General features: G+C 70.8%; 22 protein-coding genes and 1 tRNA gene. 12 read left to right on the top strand and 11 right to left on the bottom strand.

What is annotated here, in order from left to right; all coding sequences use genetic code 11:
- The first annotated feature begins 82 nt into the window (after positions 1-82).
- Complete coding sequence (locus ACIOSR_RS13265; protein WP_402752862.1) at positions 83-625, top strand: GNAT family N-acetyltransferase; 543 nt, start codon at positions 83-85, stop codon at positions 623-625.
- Positions 626-900: 275 nt separating this feature from the next.
- Positions 901-2187, top strand: coding sequence for an APC family permease (locus ACIOSR_RS13270; RefSeq protein ID WP_402752903.1), 1287 nt, complete (start codon positions 901-903; stop codon positions 2185-2187).
- Between the two features lie 97 nt (positions 2188-2284).
- Here the strand turns inward: ACIOSR_RS13270 and ACIOSR_RS13275 are convergent, their stop codons facing one another.
- From ACIOSR_RS13275 to ACIOSR_RS13285, 3 genes are all read right to left on the bottom strand, one after another.
- A complete protein-coding gene (locus tag ACIOSR_RS13275; RefSeq protein WP_402752863.1) occupies positions 2285-3613 on the bottom strand; it encodes an ABC transporter substrate-binding protein in 1329 nt (442 codons plus the stop codon).
- 146 nt (positions 3614-3759) lie between these two features.
- Entirely contained in the window at positions 3760-4593 is an 834-nt protein-coding gene (locus ACIOSR_RS13280; protein WP_056044474.1) for a carbohydrate ABC transporter permease, read from the bottom strand.
- Positions 4594-4682: 89 nt separating this feature from the next.
- Positions 4683-5615, bottom strand: a complete 933-nt coding sequence (locus tag ACIOSR_RS13285; protein WP_056043057.1) for a carbohydrate ABC transporter permease — start codon at positions 5613-5615, stop codon at positions 4683-4685.
- A gap of 294 nt (positions 5616-5909) precedes the next feature.
- On the opposite strand from ACIOSR_RS13285, the gene ACIOSR_RS13290 reads away from it, so the two are divergent.
- A complete protein-coding gene (locus ACIOSR_RS13290) occupies positions 5910-6932 on the top strand; it encodes a LacI family DNA-binding transcriptional regulator (protein ID WP_123571762.1) in 1023 nt (340 codons plus the stop codon).
- A gap of 55 nt (positions 6933-6987) precedes the next feature.
- On the opposite strand, the gene ACIOSR_RS13295 is transcribed toward ACIOSR_RS13290, so the two are convergent.
- On the bottom strand, positions 6988-7428 hold the full coding sequence (locus tag ACIOSR_RS13295) for a MarR family winged helix-turn-helix transcriptional regulator (protein ID WP_056043060.1): 441 nt from the start codon (positions 7426-7428) through the stop codon (positions 6988-6990).
- Between the two features lie 72 nt (positions 7429-7500).
- Here ACIOSR_RS13295 and ACIOSR_RS13300 point away from each other — a divergent pair, with 72 nt between their 5' ends.
- Positions 7501-7863: a VOC family protein gene (locus ACIOSR_RS13300; RefSeq protein WP_056043063.1), complete on the top strand. Its 363-nt coding sequence runs from the start codon at positions 7501-7503 to the stop codon at positions 7861-7863.
- Positions 7864-7950: 87 nt separating this feature from the next.
- On the opposite strand, the gene ACIOSR_RS13305 is transcribed toward ACIOSR_RS13300, so the two are convergent.
- A complete protein-coding gene (locus ACIOSR_RS13305) occupies positions 7951-8757 on the bottom strand; it encodes a phosphatase PAP2 family protein (RefSeq protein ID WP_402752864.1) in 807 nt (268 codons plus the stop codon).
- A gap of 155 nt (positions 8758-8912) precedes the next feature.
- Here ACIOSR_RS13305 and ACIOSR_RS13310 point away from each other — a divergent pair, with 155 nt between their 5' ends.
- Positions 8913-9089 (top strand): hypothetical protein, encoded by a 177-nt coding sequence (locus tag ACIOSR_RS13310; RefSeq protein WP_158612924.1) that lies wholly within the window; start codon positions 8913-8915, stop codon positions 9087-9089.
- 264 nt (positions 9090-9353) lie between these two features.
- On the opposite strand, the gene ACIOSR_RS13315 is transcribed toward ACIOSR_RS13310, so the two are convergent.
- From ACIOSR_RS13315 to ACIOSR_RS13330, 4 genes are all read right to left on the bottom strand, one after another.
- A tRNA-Arg gene (locus ACIOSR_RS13315) sits at positions 9354-9425 on the bottom strand.
- Between the two features lie 142 nt (positions 9426-9567).
- Positions 9568-10062: an HNH endonuclease gene (locus ACIOSR_RS13320; protein WP_159827583.1), complete on the bottom strand. Its 495-nt coding sequence runs from the start codon at positions 10060-10062 to the stop codon at positions 9568-9570.
- A 364-nt stretch (positions 10063-10426) separates the two neighbouring features.
- Positions 10427-11260, bottom strand: coding sequence for a C40 family peptidase (locus ACIOSR_RS13325; RefSeq protein ID WP_402752865.1), 834 nt, complete (start codon positions 11258-11260; stop codon positions 10427-10429).
- Between the two features lie 327 nt (positions 11261-11587).
- Positions 11588-12280, bottom strand: coding sequence for a metal-dependent transcriptional regulator (locus ACIOSR_RS13330; protein ID WP_056043076.1), 693 nt, complete (start codon positions 12278-12280; stop codon positions 11588-11590).
- Between the two features lie 88 nt (positions 12281-12368).
- On the opposite strand from ACIOSR_RS13330, the gene serC reads away from it, so the two are divergent.
- Positions 12369-13481 carry a phosphoserine transaminase gene (serC, locus tag ACIOSR_RS13335; protein WP_402752866.1) on the top strand — a complete coding sequence of 371 codons (1113 nt, stop codon included), beginning with the start codon at positions 12369-12371 and terminating at the stop codon, positions 13479-13481.
- Between the two features lie 96 nt (positions 13482-13577).
- Here serC and ACIOSR_RS13340 read toward each other — a convergent pair whose 3' ends face one another.
- On the bottom strand, positions 13578-14186 hold the full coding sequence (locus ACIOSR_RS13340) for a DUF3027 domain-containing protein (RefSeq protein ID WP_402752867.1): 609 nt from the start codon (positions 14184-14186) through the stop codon (positions 13578-13580).
- On the bottom strand, positions 14179-14556 hold the full coding sequence (locus ACIOSR_RS13345) for a cold-shock protein (RefSeq protein ID WP_043593516.1): 378 nt from the start codon (positions 14554-14556) through the stop codon (positions 14179-14181). The genes ACIOSR_RS13340 and ACIOSR_RS13345 overlap by 8 nt, the downstream gene beginning before the upstream one ends.
- A 91-nt stretch (positions 14557-14647) precedes the next feature.
- Here ACIOSR_RS13345 and ACIOSR_RS13350 point away from each other — a divergent pair, with 91 nt between their 5' ends.
- The 6 genes from ACIOSR_RS13350 to ACIOSR_RS13375 all read left to right on the top strand — a co-directional run bounded on the left by ACIOSR_RS13350 (position 14648) and on the right by ACIOSR_RS13375 (position 21854).
- Complete coding sequence (locus tag ACIOSR_RS13350) at positions 14648-14926, top strand: hypothetical protein (protein ID WP_054146822.1); 279 nt, start codon at positions 14648-14650, stop codon at positions 14924-14926.
- Between the two features lie 39 nt (positions 14927-14965).
- A complete protein-coding gene (locus tag ACIOSR_RS13355; RefSeq protein WP_402752868.1) occupies positions 14966-16825 on the top strand; it encodes a helicase-associated domain-containing protein in 1860 nt (619 codons plus the stop codon).
- A 108-nt stretch (positions 16826-16933) separates the two neighbouring features.
- Positions 16934-18568, top strand: a complete 1635-nt coding sequence (locus ACIOSR_RS13360; RefSeq protein ID WP_056043095.1) for a DNA repair helicase XPB — start codon at positions 16934-16936, stop codon at positions 18566-18568.
- Positions 18565-19128, top strand: coding sequence for a hypothetical protein (locus ACIOSR_RS13365; protein WP_056043098.1), 564 nt, complete (start codon positions 18565-18567; stop codon positions 19126-19128). Before ACIOSR_RS13360 ends, ACIOSR_RS13365 begins: the two co-directional genes overlap by 4 nt.
- A 150-nt stretch (positions 19129-19278) precedes the next feature.
- On the top strand, positions 19279-19971 hold the full coding sequence (locus ACIOSR_RS13370; RefSeq protein ID WP_043593521.1) for a response regulator transcription factor: 693 nt from the start codon (positions 19279-19281) through the stop codon (positions 19969-19971).
- 116 nt (positions 19972-20087) lie between these two features.
- Complete coding sequence (locus tag ACIOSR_RS13375; protein ID WP_402752869.1) at positions 20088-21854, top strand: sensor histidine kinase; 1767 nt, start codon at positions 20088-20090, stop codon at positions 21852-21854.
- Positions 21855-22039 lie beyond the last annotated feature (185 nt).

A 22039-nucleotide genomic window follows, 5' to 3' on the forward strand; every position in this document is an offset into this window, starting at 1 on the left:
CCGAGCCGCACCGCCCCGAGCCGCACCACACCGGGCCGCACCGGGCCGAGCCACACCTCGCCTGATCGGCGAAGATGGTCCGGTGACCACTCCGGCGCCCGTGACGAGCATCGAACCCCGTCCCTACGACCACCCCGACGTGCAGCAGCTCGTCGAAGGACTGCAAGAGCTGTACGTCGAGATCTACGGCGGGCGCGACGACAGCCCGATCGACCGCTCCGAGTTCGAGCTGCCGAGGGGCACGTTCGCCGTGGCCTACGAGGCCGGCGAGCCCGTGGCGCTCGGCGCCTGGCGCCTGCTGCCCGACGGACGGGCCGAGCTGAAGCGGATGTACGTGCGGCCCGACCGGCGCGGGCACGGCCTGTCGCGGCTCGTGCTGCACTGGCTCGAACGGTCGGCCGCACACGCCGGCGTCATCGAGATGGTGATCGAGACCAACGTGGCCCACGACACCGCGATCCGTCTCTACGAGTCGGCCGGCTACCGGCCGATCGCGGCCTACGGCCACTACGCGGACGACGAGGGCACGGTGTCGCTCGGCCGCACCCTGGACGGCGCCCCGACGCACGGGTCCGGGCTCGCCGAGGCGGCCGGGCCGTCGGACGGCGCCCGCCCCACCGACTGAGCGGGCCGCAACGCCCGACCCGGTCGGCTCGACGCAGCGATCCGGTCGCCCTGACACGGCGACCCGGCCGACCGCGTCGGGCAGCTCGTGGCCCACGAGGTGACCGTTCGTCAACCCCCGGCCGGCACTCGGCCCCCGACGGCTCGGTCGTGGTTCGTTCGTCGGCGAGGCCTGCGCACCCCGCCCGGCCCGATCGAGGAGGACCCCTGGCCGAGCCGGCGACCCGCGACGTCCCGCAGCCCCAGACCGGAGGCCCGGCCGTCGGGCAGTCCAAGCTGAAGCAGGCGATCACGGGCCCGCTGCTCTACCTCTTCATCCTCGGCGACGTGCTCGGAGCCGGGATCTACGCCCTGATGGGAACCCTGTCGGCCGAGGTCGGTGGGGCGCTCTGGGCCCCGCTCGTGCTCGCCCTGCTCCTGGCGCTGCTGACCGCGGGTTCGTACGCCGAGCTCGTCACCAAGTACCCCAAGGCAGGAGGGGCGGCGATCTTCGCCGAGAGGGCGTTCCGTCGGCCACTGGTCTCGTTCCTGGTCGGCTTCAGCATGCTGGCGGCCGGCGTGACGAGTGCGGCGGGCCTCTCGCTGGCCTTCGCCGGCGACTACCTCGGCACCTTCGTCGACCTGCCCCCGGTGCCGACCGCCATCGCCTTCCTGGCACTCGTCGCCCTGCTCAACGCCCGGGGCATCAGCGAGTCCTTGCGGGGCAACGTGGTCATGACCGTCGTCGAGGTGAGCGGGCTCGTCATCGTGATCGTGGTCGTTGCCGTGATGCTCGGCGGCGGGGGCGGAGACGTCTCGCGCGTCGGGGAGTTCCCCGTCGACGCGAACCCCGCCCTGGCCACGCTCGGTGCGGCGATCATCGCGTACTACTCGTTCGTCGGCTTCGAGACGAGTGCGAACATCGCCGAGGAGGTGCGCGAACCGAGCCGGGTCTACCCCCGCGCCCTGTTCGGCGCGTTGGCCACGGCGGGCGTGGTCTACGTGCTCGTCGGGCTCGCGAGCGCCGTGGCGTTGCCGCCCGCCGAGCTCGCGGACTCGACCGGTCCCCTGCTGGCGGTCGTCGCCGCGACCGGCGTCGGCGTGCCCACCTGGGTGTTCAGCCTCATCGCCCTCGTGGCCGTCGCCAACGGCGCCCTGCTGACGATGATCATGGCGAGCCGCGTGACCTTCGGCATGGCCGAGCAGGGGCTGTTGCCCCGCTCGCTCGGTGCGGTCCTGCCCCGACGGAAGACGCCCTGGGCCGCGATCGCGGTCACCACGGCCGTCGCCATGGCGTTGACCACCGTCGGCGACATCAGCGTCCTCGCCGAGACGGTCGTCCTGTTGCTGCTGTTCGTGTTCATCAGCACGAACGTGGCCGTGCTGGTGCTGCGTCGCGACCGGGTCGACCACGCGCACTTCCGCGTCTGGACGGCCGTGCCGGTGGCCGGCGTCGCGTCCTGCCTGCTGCTGATGTCGCAGCAGAGCGGGCAGGTCTGGCTGTTCGGGGCGATCCTGCTCGCGGCGGGCACCGTGCTGTACCTCGTCGCGCGGGCGAGGAACCGGGCCACCGCGGGGCGCTGAGGCGCCGCGGCCGGACACCGGCCGGCGCGATACCGGCCGGAGACGCAGAGGAGGCGCGGTGCCGGGATCACCGACACCGCGCCTCCTCGGATCATCGCTACTCGACGGTGATCGACTGGGCCTTCATCGCGGCCACGGTCTTCTCCTGGCCCGACGTCAAGGCGTCGAGGAGGGTGCCGTCACCCGAGGCGGCCGCCCCGAAGCCGTCCGAGATGTCGCTGTAGGTCTGCGTCATCGTCGGGCCCCACGTGAAGGGCTGGATGTTCTCGGCGGCCTTCGCGAAGTCCTCGTAGATGGCCTGGTCGCCGTAGAACTCGACGCCCGAGGTCAGGGCCGGCAGGTCGGCGCCGGTCGTGGAGGCCGGGTACAGGTTGGCCTCCTTGTTCAGCGCCTCGAGCGACTCGGTCGAGGTGTTCAGCCACACCAGGAACTTCGACGCCTCGGCGGGGTGTTCGCTGCCCTTGAAGACGACGTTTGACGATCCGCCCCAGGCGGCCGACGCGGACTCGCCGTCCTTCCACTGCGGCATGGGCGCGACGGCCCACTTGCCCGACGTGTCGGGGGCGCCGCTCGAGATGGTGTTGGCACCCCAGACCGCCGAGACCCAGGTCCAGTCCTGGTCGGTGTTGTACGCGTTGTTCCACTCGTCGGTGAAGCTCGGCAGGGTCGTGACGAGGTCCTTCGAGATGAGGTCCTGCCAGTAGTCGGCGACCTTGGTCGAGGCCTCGTCGCCCATGTCGACCTTCCAGGTGCCGTCCGCGGTGTCGAACCACTGGCCACCGGCCTGCGACACCAGACCGGCGAACTGGTTCACGTCGCCCTTCGCGAAGTTGGTGATGCTGCCGCCCATCTCCTTGATCTTCACGGCGTCCTCGGCGTACTGCTCCCACGTGGTGGGGACGTCGAGGCCGGCCTGCTCGAAGAGGTCCTTGCGGTAGTACAGCGCCATGGGACCGGAGTCCTGCGGGATCGCGTAGACGGAGTCGTCCTCGCCGAAGGTCACCTGGTTCCAGAGGCCGTCGGAGTAGTCGGCCTTCGCGGCGGAGACGCCCTCGCACGAGGCGATGTTCGCCAGTCCGTCCTGCACGCGGAAGGCGGGCAGGGTGTCGTACTCGACCTGACCGATGTCGGGGGCGTTGCCGGCCTGCAGCTGGTTGAAGAAGTTCTGGTAGGTGCCGCTGTTGCCGTTCGGCACGATCGAGACCTTGACCTGGATGTCGGGGTTCTCCTCGTTCCAGAGGGCGACGACCTTGTCCATGTTCGGCACCCAGGTCGTGAAGTTCAGGGTGACCTTGCCGGAGGACGCCTCGCACGAGGCGGAGTCGCCGGAGGCGGCGTCCGAGCCGCTGCCGGAGCTGCAACCGGCGAGGGCCATGGTCGAGACCACGGCGGCCGCCGCGATCGTGAGTACTCGGGATGTCTTCATCTGGTGTCCAATCGGGGTGCGGAGCCGGAGGGGCCGGCCACGGGAGGGAACGACGTCGTTGCCTTGCGGAGAGGAGGTCGAGGAGGTGCGGGTCGGTGGATCAGGACGGGAGCGGCTGGTCGGGACGGCCGGGGCCGCGGGATCGGCTACTTGAGGCCGCCGGACCCCAGGCCGCTGCGCCAGAAGCGCTGCAGGCTGAGGAAGGCGACGAGCAGGGGGATGATCGAGACCAGCGCGCCGACGAGCACCAGGGTGCGCAGTTCGGGGTACTGGCTCACGTTGGAGTTCCAGGTGTAGAGGCCGAGGGTCACCGGGAAGAGCTCCTGGGACCGCAGCATCACCAGCGGCAGGAAGAAGTTGTTCCAGATCGCGACGAACTGGAACAGGAACACCGTCACGAGGGCGGGCGACATCAGCCGGATCGCCACGGTGAAGAACGTGCGCAGTTCGCTCGAACCGTCGATGCGGGCTGCCTCGACGATCTCGTCGGGGACGCTCGACGCGGCGTAGATGCGGCTGAGGTACACGCCGAACGGGCTCACGATGCTGGGCAGGAAGACCGCCCAGAAGGTGTCGGTCAGTTCGACCTTGCTGAAGATCAGGAACAGCGGCAGCGCCAGGGCCGTCGCCGGCACGAGCACGCCACCCAGGAAGATGTTGAACAGCGCCTCCCGACCCCAGAAGCGGTACTTGGCCAGGGCGTAGCCGCACATCGCCGACAGGATCGTGCCGAGCGCGCCGGCGACCGTCGCGTAGACGATGCTGTTGAGCATCCACCGCGGGAAGATGCCGTCGTTGTACGTGAACAGCCGGCCGACGTTGCCGACGAAGTCCTGCGCCGACGTCGGCGAGAACCACAGGGCGGCGCTCGAGTTGAAGTTGTCGAGCGTCTTGGTCGACGACACCAGCAGCCAGAAGATCGGCACGAGGAAGTACAGCGTGAAGGCGCCCATGATGACCATGGCGGCCGTTCGCGACATCACGCTCTCGCGGGGCCCCCCGCCGCGTCGGCGAGCAGGGGTCGTCGCGTCGTCGAACGACTGGGCGGGACGGATGGGGGCGTCGACGGTCACTGGTCGGCCTTCCGCTGGGTCAACCGGAGGAACCCGATCGAGAGGATGAACGTGGCGACCGCGAGGACGACGCTGAACGCCGCCGCGAGGTTGAAGTTGGGCACCGAGGACGTCGAGTAGACGAGCATGTTCGGCGTGAAGGTCGACGAGATGGTCGACGTGAACTGGCGGAAGACCAGCGGTTCGGTCAGCAGCTGCAGGGTGCCGATGACCGAGAAGACGGCGGTCAGCACGATCGCGGGGACGACCAGCGGGATCTTGATGGACACGGCGATGCGCCACTGCGAGGCCCCGTCGAGGCGGGCCGCCTCGTAGATCTCGGTGGGGATCGCCAAGAGCGACGAGTAGATGATCAGCATGTTGTAGCCGACGAACACCCAGGTGACGACGTTGGCCACGGCCCAGAGCACCGTGCCGCCGTCGAGGAGGCCGGCCCGCGACGTGACGGCCGAGAACGGCGAGAGGCTCGGCGAGTAGAGGTAGCCCCACATGATCGCCGCGATGACGCCGGGCACGGCGTAGGGCGCGAAGAACGCGAGGCGGAAGAACCGCTTGCCGCGCAGCAGGGGCGAGTCGAGCAGCAGCGCGAAGAGCAGGGCCAGCAGCAGCATCACGGGGACCTGGACGACGCCGAAGAGCAGCACCCGGCCGATGGACGACCAGAACTCGGTGTTCTGGAAGACCAACGCGTACTGCGAGAGGCCGCCGAAGACCTGGGTCGGGGCACCGAACGTGCCCTCGCGTTCGACCTTCTGCAGCGACTGGAAGACGGCGTAGAGGATGGGCGTCAGGTAGAACGCCGCGAAGAGCGCCGCGAAGGGGACGATGAAGATCGCGATCGCCTTGCGGTACCGGAACGGCTTCCGCGGTCTCGTCGGACGCGGGGACGGCGGGGCGACGACGGCGGGCTCGGCAGCAGTCTGGGTCACACGGGGCCTCGGCTTCTTCGGCAGGTGTCCTTCACGAACGGCCGGAGGCCCTTCGACGGCGAAGGTTCACAGGGTTTCTGTGATCGTTCCCAGAGGATGACCCGAAGGACCGGATGGCATTTTCTGGGAACGTTCACAGAGCTAAGCCCACGGTCGCCGGTTTGTCAAAGCGGAGGGGCCGACCGTGATCGTACGGTGACCCGACCGGCCGCCCGTCCTTCGCCCTCCGTGCGACCTCCGTTCGCCCTCCCGGGAACGATCCCGAGGGTCCCGGGCTCCGCTAGGGTGACCGACATGCCCGGTCCGAGATCTCCGCGTCGGCGTGCCACGATCCACGACGTGGCCGCCGAGGCCGGCATCTCCCGGGGCACCGTGTCGCGCGTGCTGAACAACGAACCGTACGTCTCACACCAGGCGCGCGAGGCCGTCGAGGCCGCCGTGGCCAAGGTGGGCTACGTCCGCAACGCGGCCGCGCGCAACCTCGTCACCCAGCGGTCGCGCGCGATCGCGCTGATCGTCCACGAGCCCCATTCGGTCGTGCTCGACGACCCGAACATCGGCAACATCCTGATCGGCACCAACGCAGTGCTGTCACAGGCCGACCACCAACTCGTCACGCTGATGATCGACTCCCAGCGCGACAGCGACCGCGTGGTCGAGTACCTGCGCGGCGGCTTCGTCGACGGGGCGATCATCCTGTCCGCCCGGACGGGCGACCCCATCTCGCAGGCCGTCGCCGAGCTCGGGCTGGCGGCCTCGTTCGTCGGCCACCCGAGCGACGCTCCCGACATCCCGTTCATCGGCATCGACAACCAGGCCGCCGCCGAGGCGATCGTGCGCCGACTCGTGTCGACGGGGCGCACCCGGGTCGGCATGCTCGCCTCGGGACTCGACCGCGACTCGGGCGAAGACCGCCTCGCCGGCTTCCGCGCCGCGCTCGACGACCTCTACGACCCGCACCTCGTGGTGCGCAACCCGTTCTACAGCTACTCGGCCGGCGTCGACGGCATGACCGAGCTGCTCGAGCGGGACCCCCGGGTCGACGGGGTCTTCGCGGCGTCGGACGCCGTCGCCGCCGGGGCCCTCGACGTCCTCCACCGGCGCGGGATCTCGGTGCCCGGCGACCTCGGCATCGTCGGCTTCGACGACAGCTCGTGGGCGCTGCGCTGCACCCCGCCCCTCTCGACCGTGCGCCAGCCTGCCGAAGAGCTGGGCCGACGGGCCGCCCGCCAGGTCCTCGACCAGCTCGGCGGCACCGACGAGACGCACACCGCGCTCCTGCTGCCGACCGAGATCATGTGGCGCGAGAGCGCCTGACCCGTCCCCGGCACCACACGGGAAGGCGCGACGAGACGAACCCTGACCGCGTCGGTCAGCGCAACGCGGCCGCGAATCCCCGCAGGGCCGTGACCACCTGACGCCGCGCCTCCTGGTCGAGCCCTCGCGTCATCGCGTCCTCGACGCCCCGCACGGCGGCACTCGCCGTCGCCAGTTGGCGGCGGCCCGCCGCCGTCAGCTCGGTCGGCAACGCCCGCCCCGACGGCGCCCGGTCGGCACGCCGCACGAGCCCGTCGCGTTCGAGCGACTGCAGCAGCACGTTCATGGACTGTCGCGTCACGAAGGCGCCGCGGGCGAGCTCGGAGTTCGAGAGCCCGGGGCGCTGGGCCAGGAGCTCGAGGCACGAGTAGTGCGTGATCGTCATGCCCAACGGGCGCAGCTCGGCCTCCATGGCGGCGCGGAGGGCACTCGACGCCTCCTTCAGCAGATACCCCACGGAGGTCTCGAGGTCGATGGTCGACGCGGCTTGACTCATGTCAGTAGTCTGACATAGGTTCTGCTGTGTCAGTCAACTGACATCAACCGCCACGACACGAGAGCAGGCACCATGACCGCCACCGGCCCCGACTTCATCTCCCTCCAGGTCCGCGACGTCGAGCGCTCGGCCGCGTTCTACGAACGGCACCTCGGGCTCACCCGGCAGGACGGCCCGCCCCACGCCGTCGTCTTCGCCACGACCCCGATCGCGTTCGCCGTGCGGGGCCCGCTGCCCGGCGTCGACCTCGACGCGGCCCCGCTCGGTCGCGGCGTCGGCCTCTGGCTGCTCGCCCCCGACGCGCAGGCGATCCACGATGCCCTGGTCGCCGCCGACGTCGAGATCGCCACCCCGCCGGTCGACGGCCCCTTCGGCCGCACCTTCACCTTCGTCGACCCCGACGGCTACCAGGTCACCCTGCACGACCGCGCGTGACGCCGTCGCCGCCGTCCCAGGACGAGGCGCCGGACGAGGAGGCGCGGCGCACGCCCGCCGCGGTGGTCCCGTCGGTCGTGCTCCGCGTCACTCGTGGACGTCGTCGTCGTCCTGGGTGCTCAGGTAGAGCCGGTGGCTCGTGACGATCAGCGAGAGCCAGCCGATGCCGCTGACCCAGCCGACGGCGACGTCGGTGAACCAGTGGGCCCCGAGCAGCACGCGGGACAACCCCACGACGCCGGCCGTCCCGGCTGCGGCGCCGACGAGGGCGACCTGCGGTGCCTGCTTCTCCTGCCGGAGAGCCAGGAGGTAGGCGAGCACGCCGAGGATCGTGGTGGTGTTCAGCGTGTGGCCGGACGGGAACGACGGGGACTTCTCGTACGGTGGGATGGCTTCGTGACGGTCGGGCCGGTTGCGCTTGATGAGCCTCTTGCCCACGACCGTCATGGCGAGCGATCCCGCACCGGCCGCCACGACGAGGGCGACGGGACTGGGGTGGCGGTCGCGGAAGCCGAAGGCTGCCGCGGCTCCGACGGTGACGGCGGGCAGGACGACGGGCCCGAAGACGTGGGCGAGGGCGGCGGCCGCGCCGTTCGTCGCCGGACTCCGGAGCTTCTTCGCGCGCTCGAGCGCCGGCCGGTCGAGGCTCTCGATGCCGTCCCGACCCGTGACACCGTCGTAGATGTAGGCCGCCCCGGCGGTCGCCGCGAGGGCGATGCCTCCGCCGACGGCGAGCGTCGCGACCAGGGCGCGGCGGGCACCGACCTTCTGCGCGACGACCTTGTGTCGCGACGCGAGACGCCGGCCCGGCCTCGAGCGCCACTCGGTGAGGTCGCGACGCCCGATCTGCCGGTCGTAGCGGGTCGTGCGGGCGGTCTCAGCGGCGGTCGGCATGTATCCACTCTGGCCCCTCGGCGATCCTGGCCTCCAGGTAGCGTGGTTCCCGGCCGTCTGAGCGCGACGGGCACTCACGGTGGCGTGTGCGCCGGCGACTCCCCCACGCAGGCTCGGCGACGTCAGCACCGTTCCCACCAACCGGAAGGTCCCTCATGGTGTTCTCGATCACCCTCCTCGTCCTCGGGCTCGTCGGCATCGTCGGCGGCGTCCTGATCGTCCGGCAGCGGGACGGCGGCAGCGCCCTGCCGGGCGTGGCGATCACGGCGTTGGGAGCGGTGGCGGCCGCACTCGGCATCGCGCTCCTGGCCCTGCCCGAGCTGCCCGCGTAGCCGATCGGCGCTCGTGAGAAGTGCCCCTGGACGGGCGCGCAGAGTGGAGCCGCAGGGGTTCGAGTCCCTCCAGGGGCATCGTCGCGAAGCGACGTCAGGTGCCCCTGGAGGGGACGGCGCGCCAGCGCCGTCGGGCCGCGCGGGTTCGAGGCCCGCAAGGGGCTCGACGCGCGCAAGCGAGGAGTGCCCCTGGACGGGCGCGCAGAGCGCGGAGCCGCAGGGGTTCGAGTCCCTCCAGGGGCATCGTCGCGAAGCGACGTCAGGTGCCCCTGGAGGGACTCGAACCCCCAACCCTTTCCTTAGGACGGAACTGCTCTTCCATTGAGCTACAGAGGCTGACCCCGCGAGTCTACCGAACCCGCGCCTCCTGCCGTCCGGCCCGCCGTGCACCCCGTTCGCGAAGGTGAACCCCGATGAAGCGGGGTTCATCTTCGCGAACGGGGTTCATGGGCAGACGAGCGGGCGCCGGCGCCAGGCCTCACGCGGCGGCGAGGTACTCGTCCCAGTTCGCCTGCGTCCGCTCCATGCCGCGCACGACCCAGCCGACCCCGTGCGGTGGCTTGGGCGTGAAGAGCAGCTCCCAGCCCATCTCGTGCGGGGTGCGGTCGCTCTTGAGGTTGTTGCACTTGAGGCAGCACGCGACGAGGTTCTCCCAGCTGTCCGCCCCGCCCCGCGACCGCGGCTGCACGTGGTCGATCGTCGTCGCGGACCGACCGCAGTAGGCGCACCGGTGCGAGTCGCGCCGCATGACGCCCCGCCTCGAGACGGGGATCTGCCGGGTGTGCGGGATGCGCACGTACCGCGTCAGCACGATGACGGACGGGCGATCCCACGACGTCGCCGCCCCGAGGACGGGGTGTTCCGCATCGGCGGCGACGACGGTCGCCTTCTGGCTCATGACGAGGACGAGGGCCCGCCGGTCGGACACGACGGCGAGGGGCTCGTAACCGGCGTTCAGGACGAGAGTGCGCATGCTTTCCCTTTCGAAGCACCCTGGACGGCTTCCAGGGATTCGATCTCTCGGGGCTGCGCAGGCCCAACAGGCCCACCGATACGAAAAAAGCACCGTCACGAGGACGGTGCTCTGTCACATGGCGGGGTGTCGTATGTGCTCGTGCGACAGCGCACCCATGGTGCGGGTGGCGGTCGAACGAGGCATCTGACGCTCCTGGTCTGAGCGGAACTCCGAGATCGCCAGGTTAACCCCGGAAGGGTCGCACTGCCTAGAGGCAGGACGACCCTTCACAGGTTGTTCACGCGGGGCGCCGTCCGGGCGCACGATGCCCCGGGAGGCGCGGTGTCCCGGGAGGCGCGGTGCCCCAGGAGGCGCGGGTCGCCTACGCCCCGTAGCGCACGTAGTGCACCGCGGAGGTCCACAGCGGGCGGACGCTGACCGAGCCACCGGGCTTCGGTGCGTCGAGGATCATGCCGTTTCCGGCGTAGAACCCGTCGTGCGACCCGTTGTTGAAGATGACGACGTCGCCGGGCTGCGCCTCGGCGGCCGAGATCGGCGTGCCCAGGGCTCCCTGGCGGGTGACCGAATGCGGCAGCGAGATGCCGTACTGCGAGTAGACGTACATCACGAAGCCCGAGCAGTCGAAGCCGGCCGGGGTCGCGCCACCGAAGACGTAGGGCGTGCCGACGTACTGCAGGGCCGTCGCGTAGACGGCGCTGAGGCTGAACGCTCCCGGCGTGGCGACGGTGCCCGTCGCCGAGCTCGTCGCGGCGGCCACGTTCTGGGCGGCCGTCGGGCCCGTGTAGCTGGCGTAGCTCGCGGCCAACGCCGCACGCTCGGCCTCACGCTGGCTGGCGAGGGCGGCCGCGTTGAGGTCCGCCTGCGACGTCGCCGTGTAGCCGTCTCGGGTGGCGTCCGCGAGGGCGACGTCGTCCGCGACCGCGACGCTCTGCGCGTGGCTGGTCGATGAGCTCGTCGACGCGGCGCCGACGCTCGGGCCGTTCGCCGCCGCCGGGTTCGACGCGAACGCCGGCAGCGCCATCGTGCCGATCAGACCGGCGGTGAGCGTCATCACGGTCACCGAGACCACGCTGCGCTTGACCGACGGGCGGCCCGGGCGGGCGGCGGGCGCGGCCGTGGCCTGGGCGCGACGCAGCGACGAGCGGGTCGGCAGATCGGCGGGGGTGCGGGTGGCGACGGTGCGGTTCGGGCGCACGTCGGGGGTGTGGTCTGAGCCGGGGAGGGTCAAGAGGGTGGGTCTCCTGCGTCTCGACAGCTTTCGGGAAGCTGTCCCGTCCGTTCGTTCGTATCGCGACGACACACGGCAGGAGACGGGCGTGAGAGACGTCCTGCCACGGGTCCGGCGGCCGGTTCAGCAGCCTGGGGACTCAGCGACTGTAGCCCAGCGACCCCTGCGAGATCATCCTCGAGAGGGATATTTGTAACGAATCGGTAAACGACTGCGTGATCCGGCGCAGAACGCAGGAGGCGCGGCGCACGGACGCAAGAATCCCGCGCGGCCGCATCCCGCCTCGGTGAGCGGTCAGAGCCCGACGTAGATGTGCTGTGCGACCTCGGTCGGCAGCTCGAGGCCCTCGTCGTGGCCCTCGACCTTGACGAAGACGTACGACCCCGCCGAGCGAAGGGTCGCGACGCCGCCCGGCAGCACGCCGGCGCCCTGCAACTGCTGCAGCAGCTCGGGCTCGAACTGCACCGGCTCGGCCAGGCGACGGATCGGCCGGGTGACGCCCTCGGGGTGCTCGGCGAGCACGGCCACGAGGTTGACCACGCCGTCGAGGAAGCGCCCCGCGGGAGAGTCGCCGAGCTCGTCGAGCCCGGGGATCGGGTTGCCGTAGGGCGACTCGGTCGGGTGGTCGAGCATGTCGAGCAGTCGTCGTTCGACCTGCTCGCTCATGACGTGCTCCCACCGGCAGGCCTCGTCGTGCACGTAGGCCCAGTCGAGGCCGATCACGTCGGCGAGCAGGCGCTCGGCGAGGCGGTGCTTGCGCATGACGTGGGTCGCCTTCGCGCGTCCGTCGTGCGTGAGCTCGAGGTGTCGGTCGCCGGAGACGACGACCAGGCCGTCGCGTTCCATGCGGGCGATGGTCTGCGACACGGTCGGACCGGAGTGGCCGAGACGCTCGGAGATGCGCGCACGCAGCGGCACGATGTTCTCTTCTTCGAGGTCGAGGATCGTGCGCAGGTACATCTCTGTGGTGTCGACGAGATCGGTCAACAGGGGCCTCCCGGTGGAACACGTGGACTACCCCGCAAGCCTACCGGCTGCACGCTGGGCACCGCGCCGCGTCACTAGGATCGAGCGCATGGCGGACATCCGGATTCCCACTGACCTCTTGCCCACCGACGGCCGCTTCGGTTGCGGCCCTTCGAAGGTGCGGGCCGCCCAGCTCGAGCACCTCGTCACCGCCGGCGCGACGATCCTCGGCACCTCGCACCGTCAGGCCCCCGTGAAGGACCTGGTGGGTCGCGTCCGCGCCGAACTGGGCGAGCTCTTCCGCCTGCCCGACGGCTACGAGGTCGTGCTGGGCAACGGCGGCTCGACCGCCTTCTGGGACGCGGCGGCGTTCGGGCTCGTCGAGAAGCGTGCCGAGAACCTGTCGTTCGGCGAGTTCGGCTCGAAGTTCGCCAAGGCCGTCGCGGCCCCCTGGCTCGAGGCCCCCCACGTGGTCACCGCCGAGGGCGGCTCGTTGGCCGAGGTGGAGGTGCTCGAGGGCGTCGACGTCTACGCCTGGCCGCACAACGAGACCTCGACCGGCGTCATGGCCCCGGTCACCCGCGTCGCGGGCGACCCCGGCGCCCTCACCGTCGTCGACGCGACGAGCGCGGCGGGCGGCATCGACGTCGACGCCTCGCAGGCCGACGTCTACTACTTCGCCCCGCAGAAGAACTTCGCGAGCGACGGCGGCCTCTGGTTCGCGCTCTTCTCCCCCGCGGCGATCGAGCGGGTCGAGCGGATCGCCGCCAGCGGCCGTTACATCCCCGAGTTCCTCAGCCTCAAGAACGCCGTCGACAACTCGCGGCTCGACCAGACGTTGAACACGCCCGCCCTGACGACCCTGCTGCTGCTCGAGGACCAGACCCGCTGGATGCTCGAGAACGGCGGACTCGCCTGGGCCGACGCCCGCACGCGCGAGTCGTCGTCGGCGCTCTACGACTGGGCCACCGCCTCCGAGTACGCGACCCCGTTCGTCGTCGACCCGTCGCACCGTTCCCAGGTCGTGGCGACCATCGACTTCGCCGAGTCGATCGACGCCGCCGCGATCGCGAAGGTGCTCCGCGCCAACGGCATCGTCGACACCGAGCCCTACCGCAAGCTCGGCCGCAACCAGTTGCGCGTCGCGACCTTCACGGCCATCGAGCCCGACGACGTCCGCCATCTGATCCGGTCGATCGAGTTCGTCGTCGACGCCCTCTGACCGATCGCCCGCACGACGAAGGCCCCGACACGATCGTGTCGGGGCCTTCGTCGTGGTCCGACCCCGACGCAGGAGGCGCGGGTCTGGCCTGAGGGACTACTTCCGTCGCCTGCTCAGCGGGTCTTCATCCTCGCCGTCCCAGTCGTCGTCGTGCGAGTCGTCGTCGAGGTCCGCCTCGGGGTGCGCGGCCGGCACGACGGGTGCGTCGACGGCCCGCCCGGAATCGTCGGAGTCGTCGTCGGAGCCCTCGGAGGCGTCGACCAGGTCGTCGATGTCGACGCCGTCCACGTCGCCGCCGTGCACGATCGACCCGCGCTCGTCGTCGGACTCGTCCTTGTCGTCCGAGTCGTCTTCGTCGTCGTCCTCGTCCGACTCGTCGTCCTCGTCGTCGCCGTGGGCCTCCTGGGCCTTCATGTCGGCGAGGCGGTCGGCCCACGGCACCCAGTCCGGGGCGAGCAGGGCGCCGTCACCGGGCATGAGCTCGGCCTCGAGCACCGAGGGCTCCTCGCCGTCGAGGTGGGCGACGCTGACCGTCCAGTGCCAGCCGGGGTAACCGGGCAGCAGCGTGGCGAAGCGCACCGAGGTGACGCCGGGCTCGTCGTCGATCGGGTCGGCCTCGGCACCGATCGTCTCGTCGGGCGTGATCTCGGTGAGGGCGCGACGGGCGAGCTCGGACCAGGGCGTGCGCGTGGCGGCCTCAGGCATCGAACGAGTCCGCGACGGTGCGCAGCAGCACGGCGATGCGGGCGCCGTTCTGCGGGTACCGGCCGTGACGGAGGTCGCCGCCGGCCTTGTCGAGCACCTTGACGAGGTCTTCGACGATGACGGCCATGTCGTCGGCGGAGCGACGGTTCATCTTGGCGAGGCTGGGGGCGGCTTCGAGCACGCGGACCGACAGGGCCTGCGCGCCGCGCTTGCCGTCGGCGATGCCGTACTCGAGGCGGGTTCCCGCCTTGACACCCACGGTGCCGGCGGGCAGGGCCGACGCGTGGAGGAAGACCTCTTGGCCGTCATCGCTGCTGATGAAGCCGAAGCCCTTCTCGTCGTCGTAGAACTTGACCTTGCCGGTGGGCATGACTGGACCTCTCGTGAAGACGGGTGACCCTGGGGGTGGGTCGCCCCAGCTTAGATCGCCGGGTAGGGCCGCACCGCACTATCGTTGACCCGTGGCCAAGAAGATCGAACCGAGTGCGCCCTCTGACGTCAATCGTACAGAGCGCGTCCTCCTCTTCATGATCCTCGCCATCGTCGTCGTCTCGGTCCTCGCGTTCTTCACGAGGTTCGTGGGCGTGGCGACGGGTGTCACCGACTTCACCGCGGGCGTCTGGCCCGCACTCACGATCCTGCCCCTCATCGGGCTCCCGATCGCCTTCGCGATGCTCCTCGCATTCGTGGTGGCGAGCGCCGTGCGTCGCAGCCGCGACTCACGGGGCACCAGACGGTAACCGCAGACCCGGGCTGCACGACGGCTGGAGGCCTCGACCATGGCTAGTGCACTCGACCTCGCAGGCGTCCTGCGCGCCATCGACGACGACGACCTGTTGCGCCGCCTCGCTCGACGGCAGGTCCGGGCGTCGAGCGTCCACGACGCCTTCGACCTCGCGGACGTCCTGCTCGAGCCGGCCAGCGTGCGCGACGCCCTCGCCCACCTCGACCGCGTCGCGCTCATCGTGCTGCAGGTCGTGCGGGTGCCGGGGGACGTCGACGCCGTGCACGAGCGCATCGACGCCGCCTTCGAGGTCGACCGCGAGACGGTGGCCGCCGCGCTCGACCGCGTGGACGAGGCCTTCCTCGTGGTCCGCCGCGGCGACTCCGTCTCGACCCTCGACGCCGTGGGCGAGCGACTCGACGACGACCCCGCCCTGGCCCTCGAGATCCTGACCTCCGAACGACCGCCGGTGGTGCTCGAGACCGTCCTCGACCAGGCCCGCGACGACGCCGACGCCCGCTCGGCCGAGCGGCTGTACGCCGTCGTCATCGAGGTCGCCGAGATCCTCCGTGCCCTCGAGCAGTCACCTGCCCGCGAGCTCGCGAAGGGGGGCCTGGCCCTGCCCGAGTCGAGGCGCCTCGCCGAGGCCGCCCGCATCGACGTCGACGACGTGGCGACCGTGCTCGCCATCGCCGTGCGGGCCGGGTTGGCCGCGCCGAGCCCGGACGGCTGGGTCGTGGCCGCCGACGCGACCGACTGGCTCCGCGCCTCCTGGCCCGACCGGTGGCAGACGCTGACGCGGGCCTGGCTCGCATCGCTGCCGACCGAGATCCTCGCGGTGCTCGAGCAACGCGTCGACACGTCGTGGGGACTGCCGCTGCGCGAGTTCTCCGACTGGTCCTACCCGGCCGGGGGCAGCTGGATCACCGAGCGCATCGCCGCGTTCTCGCGCAGCGCCGAGGTGCTGGGTCTGACCTCCGACGACACCCCCACCTCGGCGGCCGTCGCCCTGTTCCGCGACGGTCCGGCCGCCGCCCGCACCCGGGTCGCCGCCCTGTTGCCCGACGCGGTCGAGCAGGTCTACCTGCAGCACGACCTCAGCGTCGTGTCGCCCGGGCCCCTGTCGCCCGCCATCGACGCCCGGCTCCGCGTCATCGCGGTGGTCGAGAGCGCAGGCCTCGCGGCCACCTACCGCATCACCGAGGGCGGACTGCAACGGGCCCTGAGCGAGGGCGAGTCCGCCGATTCGCTGCGCGAGTTCCTCGGCGGCATCTCGTCGACGGGCATCCCCCAGCCGCTCGACTACCTGATCCAGCAGAGCGCCGAACGGCACGGGCGCTACCGAGTCCGCGCGATCGCGCCGGGCGGCGCCCCCGCGGGCGTGCCGGGCGACGCGCTGTCGCTCGTGGTCGCGGACGACCGTGCGAGCCTCGACACCCTCGAGGTCGACCAGTCGCTCTCGCCCCTCGCCCTCACCCGGGTCGACGCGACGACCGTGGCGAGCCGGTTCGAACGCGACACCGTCTTCTGGTCGTTGAGCGACGAGCGCTACCCCGTCGTCGTGGTCGACGAGGGCGGTGCCGAGGTCGTCCCGCCGTCCCGACGCCGACCCCGGCGACCGGCCCCGATCGAGACGCGTGACCCGCTGCGCGAACTCGTCGAGCGTCTGCACACCGACCCCGGCTCCGGTGACGAGTCCACCGACCGAGCCTGGATCGCCCGCCAGCTCGACGCCGCCGTGAAGGGCCGTCTGACGGTCACCGTGACGGTCGCGATGCCCGACGGCAGCACCACCACCCTCGACATGGAGCCCACCGGCATCGGGGGCGGACGCGTCCGCGGTCGCGACAAGAAGTCCGACGTCGAGCGCACGCTGCCGCTGAAGAACGTGGTGGCGGTCGCGAGTCGCGACTGAGGCGGGCGGCCCTCGTCGGCCGAGCCGCGCCTCCTCGTCCTGCCGGGTGGGCGCCGACCGGTGCCCGGCTGTGAGAGCCGGGACCGGGCGCGCCTAGACTCGACCCTCATGACCGGACCCCTGATCGTGCAGAGCGATCGCACCGTCCTGCTCGAGGTCGCGCACGAGCAGGCGGAGGACGCGCGGCACGACCTGAGCGTCTTCGCCGAGCTCGAGCGCGCTCCCGAGCACGTGCACACCTACCGCATCACCCGCCTCGGACTGTGGAACGCACGGGCGGCCGGGCACAGTGCCGACGACATGCTCGGCACGCTCGAGAAGTACAGCAAGTTCCCGGTGCCGCAGAGCGTCAGCGTCGACATCGCCGAGACCGTCGCCCGCTACGGCCGCATCGTCATCGAGCGCGACGGCGACCAGTTGCTGCTGCGCGGCACCGACAGCTCCGTGCTGAGCGAGGTCACCCGGGCCAAGAAGGTCGGCGAGCTGCTCGGCGTCAAGCGGGCCGACGACCTGTGGGAGCTCCTGCCGTGGGCGCGCGGCGAGGTCAAGCAACAGCTCGTCAAGCTCGGCTGGCCCGCCGAGGACCACGCCGGTTACACGCCCGGCACCCCGCACGCCATCGACCTCGACGAGAGCGACTGGCACCTGCGCGACTACCAGCAGAAGGCGATCGACAACTTCTTCGAGGGCGGCTCGGGCGTCGTCGTACTGCCGTGCGGCGCCGGCAAGACCCTCGTCGGGGCCGGGGCCATGGCGGCCGCCGGCACCACCACGCTGATCCTCGTCACGAACACCGTCTCCGCGCGACAGTGGCGGGACGAGCTGCTCAAACGCACCTCGCTGACCGAGGACGAGATCGGCGAGTACTCCGGCTCGGTGAAGGAGGTCAAGCCGGTCACCATCGCCACTTACCAGATCCTCACGGCCCGCCGCGGGGGCAAGTACACGCACCTCTCGCTGCTCGACGCGCTCGACTGGGGCCTGGTCGTCTACGACGAGGTGCACCTCCTGCCCGCGCCGGTCTTCAAGCTGACCGCCGAGCTGCAGGCCCGCAGGCGCCTCGGCCTCACCGCCACGCTGGTCCGTGAGGACGGCCGCGAGAGCGACGTCTTCAGCCTGATCGGCCCCAAGCGCTTCGACGCCCCGTGGAAGGAGATCGAGGCCCAGGGCTTCATCTCGCCGGCCTCGTGCTACGAGGTGCGGGTCGACCTCCCCCAGGAGGCGCGGCTCGAGTACGCGGCCTCCCCCGACGACGAGCGCTACCGGTTGGCCGCGACGGCCCCGGCCAAGCTCGACGTGGTCAAGCACCTCGTGGCCCGGCACGACGGCGAGCAGATCCTCGTCATCGGCCAGTACCTCGACCAGCTCGACGAGCTCGCCGCCGTGCTCGACGCCCCCACCCTGACCGGCAGCACCGCCATCGACGAGCGCGAACGCCTCTACCAGCGCTTCCGCGACGGCGACCTCAAGGTGCTCGTCGTCTCGAAGGTGGCCAACTTCTCGGTCGACCTGCCCGAGGCGACCGTGGCCATCCAGGTGAGCGGCTCGTACGGGTCACGGCAAGAAGAGGCACAGCGACTCGGTCGTCTGCTGCGGCCGAAGAAGTCGGGCTTGCCAGCCTCGTTCTACACGCTCGTCAGCCGCGACACGGTCGACCAGGACTTCGCCCAGAACCGTCAGCGGTTCCTCGCCGAACAGGGCTACAGCTACACCATCCTCGACTCGCCGGTGGTCGCCGCGTGAGCGACGCCACGGACGCCGACCTCCCCCTGGGCGACGACGAGCTCTGGCGCGACAGCCTGCGAAGGGTGTTCGCGGCCGACCAGGCCCCGTTCGCGACGTTCGGTCCGCTCGTGGCCTCCCTCGACCACGACGCCATGGAGTTCCGCGGCCAGGTCGCCCGGTTCGCCGAGTGGGACCCGTCCGTCGTCGTGTCGGTCGCCCGCACCTACGAGGTGCAGGGCGGCCTCCACGCGGGGGCGACCCTCAGCATCGTGACCTGGAGCCCCGATCCCGAGGTGATCGAACGCAGCGACCTGCTCGCCGGGTCGCCGGTGAAGGACCACCTGTTCGCCGGCCTCACCGCGATCGGCGCCACCGACGACGCCTCCGAGGCCCAGGTCGTCGCCGCGTCGGTCGAGGAGTTCCCGGGGTGGCAGATCACCCGGGCCTCGGGCTACACCGCGGTGCTCGAGCGGCGTGAAGGCGTCGACTTCACGCTGGCCGTGCCCGACGAGCTGCTCGAGTTGACGACGCGCGTCGCCCTGGTGCCCAACGTCGAGTGGTCCGCCCCCGACGCCTGAGCGTCCGCGTCCGCGTCTGCGTCCACGTCCGCGTCCACGTCCATGCGTCCCGCTGTCTCGGCCACCTGAGGGCTGCCGCTCCGGCAGCGTGCGGGTGACGTGCCTCCGGCTCACAGGAAACACCGAGGAGGCGCGCAGATACTTGGGCGCATGAGTGACGGCCCCAAGATCCTGATCGTCGACGACGAACCGAACATCCGCGACCTGTTGACCACCAGCCTGCGTTTCGCCGGCTTCGCCGTCCGTGCGGTCGGCAACGGCGCGCAGGCGATCTCGGCGGTCCTCGAAGAAGAACCCGACCTGATCATCCTCGACGTGATGTTGCCCGACATGAACGGGTTCGGCGTCACCAAGCGCCTCCGCTCGTCGGGCTATACGTCGCCGATCCTCTTCCTCACGGCGAAGGACGACACCGAGGACAAGATCACAGGCCTCACGGTCGGCGGCGACGACTACGTCACCAAGCCCTTCAGCCTCGACGAGATCGTCGCGCGCATCAAGGCGATCCTGCGTCGCACGATGAACGAGGACGAAGACGCCATCATCCGTGCCGGTGAGCTGACGATGGACCAGGACACCCACGAGGTCACCATCGGCGAGACGGCCATCGAGCTCAGCCCCACCGAGTTCAAGCTGCTCCGTTACCTCATGCTCAACCCGAACCGCGTGCTGTCGAAGGCCCAGATCCTCGACCACGTGTGGGAGTACGACTTCAACGGCGACGCCGGCATCGTCGAGAGCTACATCTCGTACCTGCGTCGCAAGCTCGACCAGTTCTCGACGGAGCCCATCATCCAGACCAAGCGGGGCTTCGGCTACATGCTCAAGGCCACGAAGGCCTGACCACCAGCCCTGGTGCGTGAACACGACGACGCCCGACCGCCCCGAGCGGTCGGGCGTCGTCGTACGTGCTCCGACGGGCGGGGTGCGCCCAGCCGGTTCCGCTAGCGTCTGTCCTCATGCACGCTCGCCTCTCGCAGTGGTGGAACGAGATCTCCATCCGCACCAAGATCACCGGCATCACGGTGACCCTGGTCACCCTCGGCCTCGTCGTCGCCGGCCTGGGCACGATGACCGTCCTGAGCACCTACCTCATGGGTCAGGTCGACACGTCCCTGCGGAACTCGGCGACCAACTTCACCAGCGCCTCGTTCGACCAGGCGGACTCCCGCTCGTGCACCGTGAACTTCGCGGGCCTGACCAGCAGTTACGTCGCGATCCTCGACGACGAGGGCGATCTCATCTGCGACACCCGTTCGCAGCTGTCGAGTGCCACCGACGCCCCCGACCTCACGGGCGTCGGCGTCGCCGGCGCTCCCCTCGACGAGGCCTTCAACCGGTACAACTCGAGCCGCGACAACGAGTGGCGCCTCTTCGCCCACGCGGCCGCCCTGCGCTCGACCGATGCCCAGGGCAGCGTGACGACAGTGCCCGCCGTCATCGTGGCCGGAACGAACCTGGCGGGCACCAATGCGACGATCGGGCGCTTCGGCGGCATCTTCCTGGGGTTCGGCCTCTCGGTCGTCGTGCTCGGCGCCGCCCTCACCCGCCTGCTCGTCACGTCGACCTTCGCGCCGCTGCGTGACGTCGAGGCCACGGCGGCCCGCTTCGCCGACGGCGACTTCACCCAGCGGCTCGACTCGACGACGCCGAACACCGAGGTCGGGCGTCTGAACCGATCCCTCAACACGATGCTCAACCGGATCGACAGCGCCTTCGACGACCGGGCCAAGACCATCGACCAGATGCGCCGCTTCGTCGGCGACGCCAGTCACGAGCTCCGGACGCCGCTCGTCTCCCTCCGCGGCTACGCCGAGCTCTACCGCATGGGTGCCCTGACGAAACCCGAGGACGTGGCCCAGGCCATGGACAGGATCGAGAAGGAGGCCATCCGCATGGGTGTCCTGGTGCAGGACCTGCTCGCCCTCGCCCGTCTCGACGAGTCCAAGCCGCTCGAGCTCGGCCCCGTCGACCTCGTCCAGCTCGCCCGCGACTCGGCCCTCGACACCATGGCGTCGAACCCCGATCGCGACATCGACGTGATCGTGCTCGAGCCCGTCCTCGCACCGTCGCCCGCCCCCGCCCCCGCCGACGGCGACGACACCCAGGCCGACGGACGTTCCCCCGAGACGGCCTCGCCCGCCGCGAACACCCCCGCGACGGGCACGGCGCTCACGGGCGCAGCCGTCGGCGCGACGAGCCCGATCTCGTTCGCGGGCGCGACCCTCGCGCGCCTCCGCAGCCTGAGGGCTCGGGCCGTCCGCAACGGCGACACGGCGACGGCCGCCCAGCTGCAGGACGAGGTGCAGAGGTTCGAGGCCCCGGCCATCGTGCACGGCGAAGAGAACAAGATCCGTCAGGTGATCACCAACCTGATGGGCAACGCCATGCGGTTCACCGAGCCGGACAGCCCGATCGAACTCGTGGTGCAGTCCGACCCCGGACGCGGTGTGGCCACCGTCGCCATCGTCGACCACGGCGAGGGCATCCCGCCGCAGATCCGCGAGAAGATCTTCCAGCGGTTCTGGCGTGCCGACTCGTCCCGCACGCGCGACACCGGTGGCAGCGGCCTCGGCCTGGCGATCGTCTCGGGCATCGTCGCGGCCCACGGCGGCTCGGTGGACGTCGACGACACCCCCGGCGGTGGAGCCACCTTCCGTGTCGCCCTGCCGCTGATGCCCGCCGACGCCGTCATCGCGGCGGAGCCCGCCGGCGTGACCGCCTAGCCCGACCGGCACGGCCGGCACCCCGCGCCCTGGACACGACGCCACGACGTGGGCACTGAACCACGTTTTCTCGTGGCGTCGTGACCACGTCCTGGCGTGTTCCCCGGAAGCGGAAGCGGCCGAACCACCGAGCACGAGGCGCGCCCCTCCCCCGGCGACGCCGAAGGGCGGCTCCCCCGGAGGGG

The sequence above is a fragment of the Frigoribacterium sp. NPDC087798 genome (assembly GCF_044742985.1).
Taxonomy (GTDB): Bacteria; Actinomycetota; Actinomycetes; order Actinomycetales; family Microbacteriaceae; genus Frigoribacterium.

What these genes read in the sequence shown, in the direction of transcription:
- ACIOSR_RS13275 (WP_402752863.1), bottom strand. Translation starts at nt 3,613, where the DNA reads ATGAAGACATCCCGAGTACTCACGATCGCGGCGGCCGCCGTGGTCTCG.
- ACIOSR_RS13280 (WP_056044474.1), bottom strand. Translation starts at nt 4,593, where the DNA reads ATGTCGCGAACGGCCGCCATGGTCATCATGGGCGCCTTCACGCTGTAC.
- ACIOSR_RS13290 (WP_123571762.1), top strand. Translation starts at nt 5,910, where the DNA reads ATGCCCGGTCCGAGATCTCCGCGTCGGCGTGCCACGATCCACGACGTG.
- ACIOSR_RS13295 (WP_056043060.1), bottom strand. Translation starts at nt 7,428, where the DNA reads ATGAGTCAAGCCGCGTCGACCATCGACCTCGAGACCTCCGTGGGGTAT.
- ACIOSR_RS13300 (WP_056043063.1), top strand. Translation starts at nt 7,501, where the DNA reads ATGACCGCCACCGGCCCCGACTTCATCTCCCTCCAGGTCCGCGACGTC.
- ACIOSR_RS13305 (WP_402752864.1), bottom strand. Translation starts at nt 8,757, where the DNA reads ATGCCGACCGCCGCTGAGACCGCCCGCACGACCCGCTACGACCGGCAG.
- ACIOSR_RS13310 (WP_158612924.1), top strand. Translation starts at nt 8,913, where the DNA reads ATGGTGTTCTCGATCACCCTCCTCGTCCTCGGGCTCGTCGGCATCGTC.
- ACIOSR_RS13320 (WP_159827583.1), bottom strand. Translation starts at nt 10,062, where the DNA reads ATGCGCACTCTCGTCCTGAACGCCGGTTACGAGCCCCTCGCCGTCGTG.
- serC (WP_402752866.1), top strand. Translation starts at nt 12,369, where the DNA reads ATGGCGGACATCCGGATTCCCACTGACCTCTTGCCCACCGACGGCCGC.
- ACIOSR_RS13340 (WP_402752867.1), bottom strand. Translation starts at nt 14,186, where the DNA reads ATGCCTGAGGCCGCCACGCGCACGCCCTGGTCCGAGCTCGCCCGTCGC.
- ACIOSR_RS13345 (WP_043593516.1), bottom strand. Translation starts at nt 14,556, where the DNA reads ATGCCCACCGGCAAGGTCAAGTTCTACGACGACGAGAAGGGCTTCGGC.
- ACIOSR_RS13355 (WP_402752868.1), top strand. Translation starts at nt 14,966, where the DNA reads ATGGCTAGTGCACTCGACCTCGCAGGCGTCCTGCGCGCCATCGACGAC.
- ACIOSR_RS13360 (WP_056043095.1), top strand. Translation starts at nt 16,934, where the DNA reads ATGACCGGACCCCTGATCGTGCAGAGCGATCGCACCGTCCTGCTCGAG.
- ACIOSR_RS13370 (WP_043593521.1), top strand. Translation starts at nt 19,279, where the DNA reads ATGAGTGACGGCCCCAAGATCCTGATCGTCGACGACGAACCGAACATC.
- ACIOSR_RS13375 (WP_402752869.1), top strand. Translation starts at nt 20,088, where the DNA reads ATGCACGCTCGCCTCTCGCAGTGGTGGAACGAGATCTCCATCCGCACC.